Origin of the sequence: Spirillospora sp. NPDC049024, assembly GCF_040649235.1 — a bacterium.
Lineage (GTDB): Bacteria > Actinomycetota > Actinomycetes > Streptosporangiales > Streptosporangiaceae > Spirillospora.
On sequence record NZ_JBEZFD010000020.1, the window covers coordinates 72383 to 86912 of the forward strand.

The following is a 14530-nucleotide window of genomic DNA, read 5'->3' on the forward strand; positions in this document are numbered from 1 at the left end:
GCGGGGCGTGGCGTTACTCGGCGGGGCGGCTCCACAGGACGGGCTGCTCGCCCGAGCGGGCGACGGTGCGGCCCACTCCCAGCAGCGAGGACTTGAACGGGGCGAGGCCCGTGACCTCCTGGCGGCCCGCTCCGGACAGGACGCCGCCGGGGACCTGCGCCTCCCAGGAGGCGCCGTCGGCGGACGTCCACGACACGACGTCGGAGGTGCCGGTCTCGCCGGCGGTCCCGGCGACGGTGAAGCCGTTCGGCGTCGCCGTCACGGCCGTCACCTGGACCGGGCCGTCCGCGCCGGGCGTCGGGAGCTTGGTCTCGCGCCATGTCCTGCCGCCGTCGGCGGAGACGTAGCCGAGCACGACCGGCCCCGCTGAGCCCAGCGCGTCGCCGACCGCGACCAGGACGTCCCCCTTGGCCGCGACCTGGGTGAAGGAGCCCTGCGTCATCCCGGCCGGCAGCTGGAGCTGCTGGAGCCGCCACTTCTTGCCGTCGGGCGACGTCCACACCCCGGGGCGCCGCGCGCCGTGCGCCCTAGGGTCGAGCAGCCCGCCGACCGCGACGAACCCGAACCGCCCCCCGGCGGCCGACCGGACCCACCGGCTGCCGTTCGGCAGGGCGGTGAGATCGTTGCGGCCCACACCGCCGCCGCGCTGCCACGTCCGCAGATCGGGGGAGAACCAGACCGCGCCGGACGCGCCGTCGTCGCCGACGACGACGTAGCCGGCCGGGCCGGACGCGGCGGCGTACGTCGCGAGCGCCTGCGGACCCCTCTGGTCGAACACGGGGTCGCTGTCGACGGGCTTCCAGATGGTGCCGTCCGCGGAGCTCAGCACCAGCGGGCCGCGCAGCGCGCCGCCGCTGTCGCCGACCGCGAGCCAGCCGGCGCCGCCGCCGGTCACGGAGGTCAGCCGCTGCAGGGCGGGACGGGAGATCCCGCCGGAGAAGCGGGCCCGGTTCCAGGCCGCGCCGTCCGCCGAGGTCCAGATCGCGGCGTCGCCGCCGGTGCTGCCGACCGCGACGGCCTGCGCGCCGTTCGCCGCCACCGCGGTCACCGCCTGGTCCTTGCGGAACGCGCCGGGGATCTTGAACGGGTCGACCGGGACCTCGGCGCCGCCCTGGTCCCGCACCGCGAGCAGCGCGTTCAGGTCGCCGTTGCCGGGATCGCGGCCGACGAGGACGGTCTGCCCGCCGCCCGCGGCCGCCCCGAGCAGCTCGCGGCCGGACGCCTCGGTGAGCGTCCCGGCGTCCTGCCAGGACGCCCCGTCCGCCGAGCGGGAGATCAGCAGATCACGCTCGCGCCGCACGATCCCGGCGTAGCCGGAGTCGGTCGCGATCAGCTGCTGGACCTGCTGGTAGCCGGACGACGCCAGCTTCCCGGCCTTCTTCCAGTCGGCGCCGTCCGCCGACGTGTAGACCTGGCCGTAGCTCGACTTGCCGGACTTGACCTCCCGGACGGCGACCAGCCCCGGCTCACCGCCGCCGACCGCCATCCCGTGGGTGCCCTTCGGGGCCGGGATCTTCGCCGGCGCCCAGGTGCGGCCGCCGTCGGTGGAACGCCACGCGCGGCGGAACGACGCCTTGCCCGGCTTCGGGGTGTGCGCGCTCTCCAGCAGGACAGCGCCGTGGCTGGCGGCGGCCTCTTCCAGCACCACCCGGCCGCGGATCGTGATCCCGACCTGCGCGCCGGTCAGGGCGTTCCAGGCGCGGCCGTCGGACGACAGCCAGGTCGCGGGCACCGCGTCGCTGAAGTCGCCCTTGCGTGAGTGCTCGCCGATGGCGAGGAAGCCCTTGTCCGTGCGGATGACCCGGGTCACGCGGTTCCCCGGTCCGAAGACGTCCCCGGCCGCGTCGGGCTGCCGCTGCCAGGATCTGCCGTCCTCGCTCGTCCACACGACGCCGCCGCCGGGGCGGGAGCCGATCGCGATCCATCCGCCCTGGCCGCCCGCGACGAGCCGGGGCACCTCCGTGGCGCCGGGCTCGCCGCCGTCCGCACCCTCGACCTTCGCGGTCTGGAAGGTGCGGCCGCCGTCCGAGGACACCAGGAACACGCCGCGGTAGTTGCCGGGGTCGGCCTCGCCGCCCACGGCGACGACGGTGGAGCCGGACGCCGCGACGCCGGTGAGCTCCTGGTCGCGGCCGTCGGAGCGGGCCGCCGGATCGGCGGGGAACGACGCGCCGGCGAGCTTCGCGCCCTCGCCGTCGCCGCCGGAGTCGTCACCGCCGCCGAGGACGACGACGGCGCCCGCCGCCACGAGCGCGGCGGCGGCCACACCCCCGATCACGCCGAAGAGCACCTTCTTGTTGATCCCCTTGCGCTTCTTGGACTTGCCCGGCTTGCGCCACGGCTCCTCGACCTGCGGCGGCGGGACGACCGGCGGCGCGGCCGCCAGGGGGTTGCTCGGCATGGGGCCGGCGGACGGCGCGGGCGCGGGGGCGGGGTTCGCGGGCGCACCGGCGCCGGGGATCTCCTGGGCCCACGGGAAGGGCGGAGGCGCGCTGTGCGGTGACTGGCCGGGGATCTCCTGGGCGTAGGGGAAGGGCTCGGGAGCGGGCGCCTTCGGCGTGTCCGGGATCTCCTGCGCGTACGGGAACGGCTCGGCGGCCTTGGGCGATGAGGCCGGAGGCTGCGGTGCCGGAGGCTGGGGCGCCGGAGGCTGGGGCGCCGGGTACTGGGGGGCGGGCGGCTGGGCCGCCGGAGGCTGCGGTGCGGGGGGCTGCGGCGCCGGAGGCTGGGGGGACGCCGCGAACGACGGGGGCGGGGGAGTGCGGTCCGCCGGCGCGCCCGGAACCTGCTGGGCCCACGGGAACGGAGGGGGCGGTGGCGGGAGGTGCGCCTCCTGCCGGCCGGGGCCGGGGTCGGCGCGGGTCCGGTCGAAGCCCTCGTCCTCGTCCGGGTCGTCCTCCTCGACGTCGTCCGCCTCGGCGTCGTCGACCTCCGGCTCGTCCTCGGGCTCGTCCTCCGGCTCGTCTTCGGGGTCGTCCTCCGGGTCGTCCTCGGGCTCGTCGTCCGGGTCCTCGGTGGGCGTGGACCGGGAGAAGTCGGTCATCGTCACGTCGGCGACGCCGCCGGGCGCTCCGGCCGCGGAGCCCGTGCTCCGCGGGAAGGCCTGCGTCTTCATGACCTCGCTGACATTGATGTCGCTGACCGTCTTGTTGGCGTCGACGACCGTCCTGTCGGCGAGGTCCTCCTCGGGCAGGTCGTCCCTGTGCTCGTCGTCCGGGTTCCCCTTCGGAGTCACACCCGCCCTCCCCTTGGCACTGCGTATTCGGCCTTGTGGACGCTCGTCCCGGCCCTGACCGGAGCCGCGTCGTCAGGGATCATATCGACGCACGGCCGTCGAAATGACCTCCGCGGTGGGGCGTGGCCGCCGCCGCAGCCCGTCCCGCACGCCGTGCCGCAGCCCTCTGCGCAACGTCGCCCTGTCCCGCGACCGGACGTAGGTACGCGCCCAGCGCCGGACGGTCGACCCGGCGTACAGCACCCGCTCGGCCGGCGCCAGCCCCCGGCTGCGCGTGAACAGCCAGAGCTTGTTGCGGACCTCGTAGTAGAAGCGGTCACCGGGGTCGGCGTCGGTGCCGCCGAACGTCCTGGTCTTGTGGACGACGACGCTCGCCGGGCAGTAGAGCCCCGTCCGCCCGCGCAGCAGCCGCGTGGTGAACTCGAAGTCGTCGTTCCAGAGGAAGTAGTCCGCGACCGGCAGCCCGCGCTCCCGGACGGCCGCGGCGTCGACGAGCACCGACACGAACGACGCCGACCGGACGGGCGTGCATCCGGCCTCGGCGGCGGCGGCCAGTTCCGCCCGGGACGCGCCGGGCTTGACGCGCGGGGTGTTCATCGGGTGGTCCCGGCCGTCGGTCCACACGACCCGGCTGGCGACCAGGGCGGGCTCGGCGGGGGCCCGCTCGCGGGCGTCGAGCAGGGCCGCGAGGGCGTCCGGCTCGGGGACGGTGTCGTCGTCCATCAGCCAGATCAGTCCGCCGCCGGGACCAAGGGTCTCCAGCGCGCGGGCGATCCCCGCCGCGAAGCCTCCGGCGCCCCCGGTGTTGCTTCCCAGCTCGACCAGGTCGACATGCGGGTACCGGTCGCGGACGAGCGCGGGCGTGCCGTCGGACGACGCGTTGTCCACGACGGTCACCGCGTCCGGCGGCCGGGTCTGGGCGGCGAGCGCGTCGAGCGCCTCCGCCAGCAGTTCCCGCCGGTTGTAGGTGACGACGACCGCGGTCACGCGCGGGCCGCTCCCGCCGGAGCTCATCGCACCCGGGCCCGGCGGGACAGGACGGTGCCGGGCTCGTCGTCGCCGTCGTCCTCTCCCTCATCGGGCGCGGGAGGCGGCTCGATGCCCTTGAGCCGCTCGACGAGATGCCAGTACCCGACGCGCATCTTCCAGACGGCCTGGTTGCGCTCGCTGAGATGCCGGGCCATCAGCTTGGGAAGAGCGGTCTCGTGCTGCTCGCGGCGTTCGTCCCGCAGCACGCCGATCTCCTCGCGGAGCATCTCGATCCGGTCGAGAAGGCCGAGGACGGTGTGGGCGGCCGCGTCGAGCAGCTCGGCGTCCCCGGGCGGTCCGGCGGGCGCCGCGTTCGAGGGCGCCTCGCGGGGCAGCAGCTCGTCCAGGTCGCCGACGACGTCGTAGCCGGCGGAGCGGACCGCGTCGACCAGCTCCTGGGCCTTCTCCGTCGCCCATCCGCGCCGAGCGGGAGGCAGCGGCACCCGGCCGGGCTCGCCCCGTCCGGGAAGCACCTTCAGAGCGAGGACGTCGGTGACCAGCCGGTGGTAGAGCCACATCGGCGCGTCCTCGTCGACGGCCGAGTTCACCTTCCGCAGCAGTTCGGTCTCCGTCCAGCTCAACGAGCTGTTGGTGCGGGCGTCGTCCAGGTCGGCGAGCTCGGGGTCGACTCCCAGCAGTCCCGCGAAGCGCTGCCAGAGCAGCTCGCGGGGGGCGTCCGGGCCGGGCATGGTCAGCACGTGCACGCGCTCGGGCGGGACGTGCGGGGCCCAGCGTCCGAGCACTTCGGGAATGTCGTGCACGCGCCAGAACCATTGTGCGGCGCCGCTGTCGCGGGGGCCGTCGACGACCTCGCGGAGCCAGTGCTCGAAATCGAAGTGGTAGCGGTGCTTGACGTATTCCTGCCATTCGGAAGGCAGGAGACCGGCCAGGTCGCGGGCGGAATAGACGAGGTGGACCTCGCAGGGGGCGAGCGACTCCGCGGCCCGGCGGGCGCCCGCGGCGTCCACCGCGCAGAGCACCTCGTGCGAGACCACGGCGGCGCGGTGCCCGGACTCCTTGATCCGGTCGACCAGCAGGTCCCAGGCGCCGTCCCACGCGGGGCCGGGCTCGTCCGGTTCCGGCTTCACTCCGCGCAGGTCCCGGGTGGCGCGGACGTGCGCGGCGAACGAGCCGCCGGGCACGAGCACGCCGGCCTCGGACAGCGCCTCGGCGTTGTTCCACAGCAGGCCCTGGAGGAACGTCGTGCCGCTCTTGGGTGCGCCGATGTGCAGGTACACGGTCGGCGGGGGACCGCCGGAGACCACTGCCACCAGGTGACTCCTCTGGGAGGTCGCATGGGGGACGCGCAGGGCGCCGTTCCGGATCACAGGAAGGGTACAACCGGCCAACGGGCACCATTCCCGCACAAGCGGATTGTCAGCGCCGGTATCTTGGCCGCGCATGCCCCCCGACCCTGAGACGGACCGTGAACGTTGATCTTGTAGTGGTGGGCTCCGGTTTCTTCGGACTCACCGTCGCCGAACGCTGCGCGGCCGAACTCGGCCTGCGGGTCCTCGTCCTCGAACGCCGCGACCACATCGGCGGCAACGCCTACAGCGAGGACGAGCCCGAGACCGGCATCGAGATCCACCGGTACGGCGCGCACCTGTTCCACACGTCCAACGAGCGCGTGTGGGAGTACGCGGGCCGGTTCACGAGGTTCACCGGCTACCAGCACCGCGTCTACTCCACCTTCAAGGGCCGCGTCTACCCGCTGCCCATCAACCTCGGCACCATCTGCGCCTACTTCGGCCGGGTCTTCACCCCGGACGAGGCGCGGGCGCTGATCGCCGAGCAGGCGGGGGAGACCGCCGGGCGCGAGCCGCGCAACCTGGAGGAGAAGGCGGTGTCGCTGATCGGGCGGCCGCTCTACGAGGCCTTCATCCGCGGCTACACCGCCAAGCAGTGGCAGACCGACCCGCGCGACCTGCCCGCGGAGGTCATCACGCGGCTGCCGGTGCGGTACACCTTCGACAACCGGTACTTCGGCGACACCTACGAGGGACTGCCGGTCGACGGCTACACCGCCTGGCTGGAGCGGATGGCCGACCATCCGAACATCGAGGTCCGGCTGGACACCGACTTCTTCGACCTGCGGGACGACGTCGTCGGCAACGTGCCGGTCGTCTACACCGGCCCCCTCGACCGCTACTTCGGCTTCGCCGAGGGGGAGCTCGGCTGGCGGACGCTCGACTTCGAGACGGAGGTCATGCCGACGGGCGACTTCCAGGGCACCCCCGTGATGAACTACGCCGACGAGGACGTCCCCTACACCCGCGTCCACGAGTTCCGGCACTTCCACCCGGAACGGCGCCACTACCCCGACGACCGCACGGTGATCATGCGGGAGTTCTCCCGGTTCGCCGACCGGGGAGACGAGCCGTACTACCCCATCAACACCCCCGAGGACCGCACGCGCCTGCTCCGCTACCGGGAGATGGCCCGCCGGGAGGACGGCGTGGTGTTCGGCGGACGGCTCGGCACCTACCAGTACCTCGACATGCACATGGCGATCGCCAGCGCCCTGGGCGTGGTCGACAACAGGCTGCGGCCCCACTTCACCCGGGGCGAGCGGCTGACCAGCGGAGGAGTTGACCGATGACCGAGCCGGCCGTCCAGCCCGAGCTCTCCGAGGAGCCCGCGCAGCAGACCGGGGACGGGCGGGCGAGCCGTCGGCCCGGCGAAGGCCTGCGCGTCCTGCACCGGGTCGTGATGCCCGGCGAGCGCGACTTCGACGTCCTGAAGCTGTACGTGGACGGCAACGCGGTGTTCGGCCGCCGCGCCGCCGACCTCCAGAGCGCCGCCGAGCGGGTGCTGGCCGAGCAGGACGGCGAGGCCGCCCGCACCGCCTACCGGCCCTCCTCCCAGGACGACAGCGCCGAGATCATCGGCCGCCGCAGCATCGTCGTCCCGTCCGGGACGCGGGTGTCGTTCTGCAGCTACTTCAACGCGTTCCCCGCCGGGTACTGGCGCCGCTGGAGCACGGTGGAGGAGGTCCGGCTGCGCCTCCGCGTCCGCGGCGAGGCGACGATCCTCATCTACCGCTCCACCGGCAAGGGCCACCTGGAGCGCATCAGGTCGCTGCACGTCGACTCGGACTCACCGGTCGAGGAGACCGTCGACCTGCCGCTAGCCCCCTTCATCGACGGCGGCTGGTACTGGTTCGACATCATCGCCGACGGCCGCACCGCCGTCCTCGACGCCGCGGAGTGGTGCGCGGTCACCGAGCGGACCGAGCCCGGCACCGCGACCATCGGCATCACCACCTTCAACCGGCCGAAGTTCTGCGTCGAGCAGCTCACCGCGCTGGCCGCGGCGGGCGACGTCCTGGACGTCGTCGACGAGATCCTCGTCGTCGACCAGGGGACCGACCGCGTCGAGGACCACCCCGACTTCGCCGCGGCGAAGGACGCCCTCGGCGGCCGGCTGCGCGTCATCGACCAGGCCAACCTGGGCGGCTCAGGCGGCTTCGCCCGCGTCATGCACGAGACCGTCGAGTCGGGCCGCAGCACCTACGCGCTGCTCCTGGACGACGACGTCATCCTGGAACCGGAGGGGATCCTGCGCTCGGTGACGTTCGCCGACCTGGCGCGCGGCCCGATGCTCGTCGGCGGCCACATGCTCGACCTGTACAACCGGTCGGTGCTGCACGTGTTCGGCGAGACGATCGCGCGCTACCGCTGGTGGATGGTCCCCGCCCCGCACACCGAGCTGTCGCACGACCTGGCCGCGCACCCGCTGCGCCACACCCCGTGGCTGCACCGCCGCGCCGACGTCGAGTACAACGCCTGGTGGATGTGCCTCATCCCGGTCGAGGTCATCAAGAAGATCGGGCTCTCGCTGCCGTTCTTCATCAAGTGGGACGACATCGAGTACGGGCTGCGCGCCAAGGCCGCCGGGTTCCCGACGGTGTCGCTGCCCGGCGCGGCGGTGTGGCACGTGCCGTGGCACTCCAAGGACGTCATGACCGACTGGCAGGCGTACTTCACCGAACGGAACAGGATCGTCACCGCGCTCATGTACTCGCCGTACGAGCGCGGCGGCAACATGCTGAAGGAAAGCCTGTTCATCACCATCAAGCACGCGCTGGCCATGCAGTACTCCACGGCCGAGCTCATGCTGCTGGCGCTCGAGGACGCGCTCAAGGGCCCCGAGGACCTGCACCCGTCGATCGTCACGAAGATGGGCGAGCTGCGGGAGCTGCGCGCCCGTTTCGTGGACGCGCAGGCCAAGCCGGACCTGGACGAGTTCCCCGCCGTCCGGCGCCGGAAGCCGCCGCGCAAGGGCCGCGACGTCGTCCCGCCGAAGAACCGCCGCGCGATGTTCCAGACCGCGCTGCTCGGCGCGGCGCGGCAGGTCAAGCCGGTCGGCCCGTACCCGAAGACGCATCCGGAGGCGGTCGTCCCGCACGTCGACCAGACCTGGTGGCTGCTGACCAAGTTCAACAGCGCCCTGGTCTCGTCCGCGGACGGCACGAAGGTGTCCTGGTACCAGCGCGACCCGCAGCGGTTCTGGTCGCTGATCAGGCGTGCGTCGGCGCTGCACGCCCGGCTCGGCAGGGACTGGGCCCCGCTCAGCCGCCGCTACCGGGAGGCGCTGCCCGCTCTGACCTCGCCGGAGGAGTGGCGGGAGACCTTCGACAAGGCGCGGCGGGAGCCGTGACCGCGCCCGCGGGGGCGCCGGCGGTCCCGGACGATCCCGGCCTCGTCGAGCCGGGCCGCGGCGGCGGCCTCGGCGAGGTCTTCCGGCGCCGCTACCTGCTGAAGCTCATCGTGCGGCGGGAGCTGCGCGCCCGCTACCAGGGGTCGCTGCTCGGCCTCGGCTGGTCGTACGTGCGGCCCGCCGCGCACTTCGCGGTCTTCTTCTTCGTGGCCGGGGTCTTCCTCGGGATGAGCAAGCACGTCGAGCACTTCCCGATCTTCATGTTCTCGGCGCTGGTGCTCGTCTCGTTCTTCAACGAGACCCTGATCAACACGACCCACTCGGTGCTCGGCAACGCCCCGCTCGTCCGGAAGGTCTACCTGCCGCGCGAGCTGTTCCCCGTCGCGTCGCTGCTGGTCTCGTGCGTGCACCTGCTGCCGGGGCTGGCGATCGTGCTGACCGTGGCGGTCGCCTGGGGATGGACGCCCTCGGCCGCGGCGGTCGGCTCGGCGCTGCTCGGGTTCGCGCTCGTCGCCACGCTCGGCATCGGCCTCGGGCTGATCTGCTCGGCGCTGCACGTCTTCTACCGCGACACCGACAAGGTCGTGGACATCGCGACGCTGTTCGTCACCTGGTCGGTGCCGATGATCTACCCGTGGACGGTGGTGCGGGACACCGCGCCGGGCTGGGCGCTGGAGGCCTACCTGGCCAACCCCATGGCCGTCGGCGTCCTGCTGTTCGAGCGGGCCTTCTGGTGGCCGACCACCGACGGCGCGTTCGCCTTCCCGCCCGGCCTCACCAGGGACGCCCTCGTCCTGCTGGGGCTGGCCGTCCTGCTGCTCGGCCTCGGCCAGTTCGTCTTCGCCCGACTCCAGCGCCGCTTCGCCGAGGAGCTCTGATGGACGGGCCGCGCGCCGCCGTCGTCGTCGACGGGGTCACCAAGAGGTTCACGCTGCGGCACGCCCGCTCGATCAAGAACATGACCGTCCGGGCGCTGCGCCGGGAGCGGCTCCGCGACCGGTTCACGGCGCTGGACGAGGTGTCGGTCGTCATCGGGGTCGGCGAGGCCGTCGCGCTGGTCGGGGTGAACGGTTCCGGCAAGAGCACCCTCCTGAAGATCATTTCGGGGGTGATGCCGCCGGACGAGGGCACGGTCCGGGTCCGCGGGCGGGTCGCCGGGCTGATCGAGGTCGGCGCCGGCCTGCACCCCGACCTCACCGGGCGGGAGAACGTCTTCCTCAACGGCGCGATCCTCGGCATGGACCGTGCCGAGACGCTCCGCAAGTTCGACTCGATCGTGGAGTTCGCCGACATCGGCCGCTTCCTCGACCAGCCGGTCCGGTTCTACTCGTCCGGCATGTTCATGCGGCTCGCGTTCTCCATCGCCGTGCACACCGACCCCGACGTGTTCCTCATCGACGAGGTCCTCGCCGTCGGGGACCCGCTGTTCCGCCGCAAGTGCATCGAGCGCCTCCACGAGTACCGCGCGAGCGGCCGCACCATGGTGATCGTCGCGCACGACGCCAAGCTCCTGCGGGAGATGTGCACGCGGGGCGTCTTCCTGGAGAACGGCCGCGTCGTGTGGGACGGCGACATCGACACCGCCGCCGACCTGCTGCTGAAGAAGCGCGAGGAGCGCCGCCGCGCGCAGGCGCCGCCGGTCGAGACAAGCCCGTGACCCCGCCCGCCGTCCGCCCGCGGTTGCGCGAACTGGACCTGCTCCGGTTCGTCGCCGCCGTCACGGTGATGTTCCACCACTACGTGGGCCGCATCGCCGGGTGGGGCGTGGAGAACCACCACAACATGCCGGTCCTCGCCCCCGTCGCGCACTTCGGCGGCCTCGGCGTCGACCTGTTCTTCCTCATCAGCGGCTTCGTCATCCTGATGAGCGTGTGGGGACGGGACCTCGGCGAGTTCACCGTCTCGCGGGTCGTGCGGATCTTTCCCGGCTACTGGTTCGGCGTCACCTTCGCCCTGGTGCTCTTCCTCGCCCTCGGCGAGACGCCGATCGCGTCCCGCAGCCCGCTGGTCGCCTACCTCCCGAACATGACGATGCTGCAGGTGGGCATCGGCGTTCCGAACATGGAGGTCGTGTACTGGACGCTCTGGGCGGAACTGCACTTCTACGTGCTGATCGCCCTGCTGGTCTGGCGAGGCGTCACCTACGCCCGCTGCGTGGCCTTCATGGTGGGCTGGCTGCTTCTCGCGGTGTTCGCCCTGGGCTCGCGCGACGTCCTCTTCACGTCCCTGCTGATGCCCGGATGGGCCCCGTACTTCATCGCGGGCATGGCCTTCTTCCTCATCCACAGGTTCGGCCCGAACCTCGTGCTGTGGCTGATCACGGCCGCCTGCTGGGCGCTCGCCGTCCACCACCGGACGACGGTCGTGAACGCCGCGCTCGTCTGGCCGAGCGTGTGGGACGCCGTCGTCACCGGCGTCGTCACCTTCCTGTTCCTGCTCATGGCCATGGTCGCGACCCACCAGTTCGAGATGCTGGAATGGCGGGGCTTCACCGTCCTCGGCGCGCTCACCTACCCGCTCTACCTCGTCCACGAATCGCTCGGCAGGGCGCTGACCGAGCTGATCGGCCTCCGCCTCGGCAGGTGGCCGCTGCTCGGCGTATGCTGCGCGGCGGCCCTCGTCTCGGCCTACCTGGTGTACCGGTTCGTCGAGGCGCCGGCGCAACGCTGGATGCGGCCGCGGCTGAAGGCGGCCCTCCACCGCCTCCGCCTGGAAGGCCCGGCGTCCGGCCGCGCCAAGGCACTGCCCCCCACCCCCGTGGAGATCTCCCGATGACGTCCACGACCGCCGGTCAGGTCACCCCGCCCGCTCCCGCGAGATCGCGGCTGCGCGAGCTGGACCTGCTGCGCTTCGTCGCCGCCGGCGCCGTCATGCTGCACCACTTCGCCGGGGTGCGCAGCACGGTCTTCGGGGGACGCGACGCCCAGAAGGTCTACCCCGAGCTCGCCCCGGTGGGCCATTTCGGATACCTCGGCGTCGAGCTGTTCTTCCTGATCAGCGGGTTCGTCATCCTGATGAGCGCGTGGGGCCGCTCGCCGGGCGACTTCGCCGTCTCCCGGATCGTGCGGATCTACCCGGCGTACTGGTTCAGCGCCGTGCTCAGCGTGGTGCTCTACCTGCTCTGCGATTCAGCGATTCCGTTCCGTCCGGACAACCCGGACCCCGTCCAGCGGCTCCTGCCCAACCTGACCATGCTCCAGGAAGGCGTGCACGTCGAGCCGCTGGAGGTCGTCTACTGGACGCTCTGGGTGGAGCTGCGCTTCTACGTGCTCATCGCGCTGTTCGCTTGCGTGGGCATCACCTACCGCCGCTGCGTCACCCTGATGGTCGTGTGGCTGCTCGCGAGCGTCTACGCCACGCAGGGGAACAGCCAGCTCCTGAAGACGCTGCTCCTTCCGGACCAGGCCCCGTACTTCATCGCCGGAATGGCGTTCTTCCTCATCTACCGGTTCCGCTCCAACATCGCGCTCTGGCTGGTCATCGCGGCGTGCTGGGCGCTGTCGGCGCACTACCTCGTCCAGAACATCAACCCGTTGAACAAGTGGCCGGGCGTCCACGAGACGGTGATCCCGGTCGTCGTCACGGCCCTCTACGCGATCATGGCGCTGGTCGCGCTGGGCAAGCTCAGGTGGCTGAGCTGGCGCGGCTTCACCTTCCTCGGCGCCCTCACCTACCCGCTCTACCTCGTCCACGAGATGGTGGCGCGGGCGATCGTGAAGGCGTTCTTCCCGCATCCGATACTCGACCGGCTGACGATCCTGCCGGTCATCACCGTGTCCTCTTTCGTGACCGCCTATCTGGTCTACAAGCTCGTCGAGGGCCCCTTGCAGCGGCTGATGCGGCCCCGCCTGCTGGCCGCCGTGGCGCAGATCCAGCGGAACGGGGCCGTCCCGCCGCCCGCCTCTCCGGAGCCGTCACCGGACGAGGCCGAGCGGCCGAGGCACGACGCCCCGGCGGCCCCTCCCGCGTCCGTGCCTTAGCCTGATCACCGCGATCCGGTCCGCCGACCGGGTCCGCTGACCCCAGTGAGCCTGGCCGAAGGGTGAGTGATGCTCGGCGTCGAGCCGCGACGACGATGGCGGGCGGCACCGCTCCCGGCGGTGCTGCTGGCGGGCGTCCTCGTGCTGGCCGGATGCGTGCCGGCCGCGTCGAGCGAGGGCAAGGCGGGCGGGGGCGCGAAGGGCGCCAAGGACGGCAAGGCCGCCGCGGCCCCCAAGACCTCGGGCAAGCGGCCCAACATCGTCTACATCCTCACCGACGACCTCTCGTGGGACCTGGTCGACTACATGCCGAACGTCAGAGCGCTCCAGAAGCGCGGCATGACGTTCTCGAACTACTTCGTCGCCGACACGCTGTGCTGCCCGTCCCGCTCCACCATCCTCACCGGCAAGTACCCGCACAACACCGGCGTCCGCAGCAACGACCCGCCGACGGGCGGATTCGACATCTTCAACGCGCGCGGCAACGAGAAGGACACGTTCGCGGTGGCGCTCCAGAAGGCCGGCTACCGCACGGGACTCATGGGCAAGTACCTCAACGGCTACGAGCCCACCGACGAGCAGGGCTCGTCCCGGACCTACGTGCCGCCCGGCTGGACGGAATGGCAGGTCACCGGCCTCGGCTACGCGAACTACAACTACAACCTGAACGGCAACGGCACCCTCACCCACTACGGGCGCTCGCCGAAGGACTACCTGAACACGGTCCTCACCGCCAAGGGCGTCGACTTCGTCAACCGGTCCGCCGACGCGAAGCAGCCGTTCATGCTGGAGATGTCGACGTTCTCGCCGCACGCTCCGGCGACCCCGGCGCCGGAGGACGCGCACAAGTTCGGCGGCGTCAGGGCGCCCCGCACGCCGGGGTTCAACGAGCCCGACATCGGCGACAAGCCCGGCTGGCTGCGCAAGTACCCGCGGATGCGGCCCCGCCAGCTCCGCGCCGTCGACCGGGCGTTCCGCGAACGGGTGCGGGCCGTCCAGTCGGTCGACCGGATGATCGGCGCGCTGGAGGCCGCGGTCAACGCCAAGGGCCAGGGGCAGGACACCTACTTCGTCTTCAACTCCGACAACGGCTACCACCTCGGGCAGCACCGGCTCGTCGAGGGGAAGCTGACCGCCTACGACACCGACATCCGCGTCCCGCTGATCGTGGCGGGGCCGGGCGTCCCGGCCGGGGCGACCGAGAAGCGGTTCGCCCAGAACACCGACATCTGCCCGACGTTCCAGGAGCTCGCCGGGCTCAGGCCGGCGGAGTCGGCGGACGGGCGGTCCCTGGCGCCGCTGCTGCACGGGCGGCCCGTGCCCGCCTGGCGGACGAGCGCGTTCATCGAGCATCTCGGACCCAACTACAGTCACGACGACCCCGACCTCCCGAAGAAGTACGGGGGCAACCCGCCGACGTACTACGCCGTCCGCACGGCGAACGAGCTGTACGTCGAGTACGAGAACGGCGACCGCGAGTACTACGACCTCGCCCGCGACCCCTGGGAGCTCGGGAACATGTGGGGGCAGGCGCCCGAGGCGCGGAAGGCCGAACTGAAGTCCCTGGTCGCCTCGTACCGCAACTGCGCCGGAGGCAACTGCCGCGACCTGTGATCCCGCCGGT

The 14530-nt window shown here is 72.2% G+C and carries 10 protein-coding genes; 7 read left to right on the plus strand and 3 right to left on the minus strand.

Annotation, left to right across the window (positions count from 1 at the left end):
- Positions 1–13: 13 nt before the first annotated feature.
- The 3 genes from AB0C21_RS31320 to AB0C21_RS31330 all read right to left on the minus strand — a co-directional run bounded on the left by AB0C21_RS31320 (position 14) and on the right by AB0C21_RS31330 (position 5535).
- Positions 14–3235 (minus strand): hypothetical protein, encoded by a 3222-nt coding sequence (locus tag AB0C21_RS31320; protein WP_500209076.1) that lies wholly within the window; start codon positions 3233–3235, stop codon positions 14–16.
- Positions 3236–3307: 72 nt separating this feature from the next.
- Positions 3308–4222 carry a glycosyltransferase gene (locus AB0C21_RS31325; protein ID WP_500209078.1) on the minus strand — a complete coding sequence of 305 codons (915 nt, stop codon included), beginning with the start codon at positions 4220–4222 and terminating at the stop codon, positions 3308–3310.
- 23 nt (positions 4223–4245) lie between these two features.
- Positions 4246–5535 (minus strand): hypothetical protein, encoded by a 1290-nt coding sequence (locus AB0C21_RS31330; RefSeq protein WP_500209079.1) that lies wholly within the window; start codon positions 5533–5535, stop codon positions 4246–4248.
- A 176-nt stretch (positions 5536–5711) separates the two neighbouring features.
- Between AB0C21_RS31330 and glf the strand changes: the two genes are divergently transcribed.
- From glf to AB0C21_RS31365, 7 genes are all read left to right on the plus strand, one after another.
- Entirely contained in the window at positions 5712–6866 is a 1155-nt protein-coding gene (gene glf, locus AB0C21_RS31335; protein ID WP_500209080.1) for a UDP-galactopyranose mutase, read from the plus strand.
- Complete coding sequence (locus tag AB0C21_RS31340; RefSeq protein WP_500209081.1) at positions 6863–8926, plus strand: glycosyltransferase; 2064 nt, start codon at positions 6863–6865, stop codon at positions 8924–8926. The genes glf and AB0C21_RS31340 overlap by 4 nt, the downstream gene beginning before the upstream one ends.
- On the plus strand, positions 8923–9804 hold the full coding sequence (locus tag AB0C21_RS31345; RefSeq protein ID WP_500209083.1) for an ABC transporter permease: 882 nt from the start codon (positions 8923–8925) through the stop codon (positions 9802–9804). Before AB0C21_RS31340 ends, AB0C21_RS31345 begins: the two co-directional genes overlap by 4 nt.
- Entirely contained in the window at positions 9804–10583 is a 780-nt protein-coding gene (locus AB0C21_RS31350; RefSeq protein WP_500209084.1) for an ABC transporter ATP-binding protein, read from the plus strand. Before AB0C21_RS31345 ends, AB0C21_RS31350 begins: the two co-directional genes overlap by 1 nt.
- Positions 10580–11701: an acyltransferase family protein gene (locus AB0C21_RS31355; protein WP_500209085.1), complete on the plus strand. Its 1122-nt coding sequence runs from the start codon at positions 10580–10582 to the stop codon at positions 11699–11701. The genes AB0C21_RS31350 and AB0C21_RS31355 overlap by 4 nt, the downstream gene beginning before the upstream one ends.
- The gene (locus AB0C21_RS31360) at positions 11698–12906 is read left to right on the plus strand and encodes an acyltransferase family protein (protein ID WP_500209086.1); all 1209 of its coding nucleotides are present in this window, start codon (positions 11698–11700) and stop codon (positions 12904–12906) included. Before AB0C21_RS31355 ends, AB0C21_RS31360 begins: the two co-directional genes overlap by 4 nt.
- Positions 12907–12975: 69 nt before the next feature.
- Positions 12976–14520 (plus strand): sulfatase family protein, encoded by a 1545-nt coding sequence (locus AB0C21_RS31365; protein WP_500209087.1) that lies wholly within the window; start codon positions 12976–12978, stop codon positions 14518–14520.
- The last annotated feature ends 10 nt before the right edge of the window (positions 14521–14530 follow it).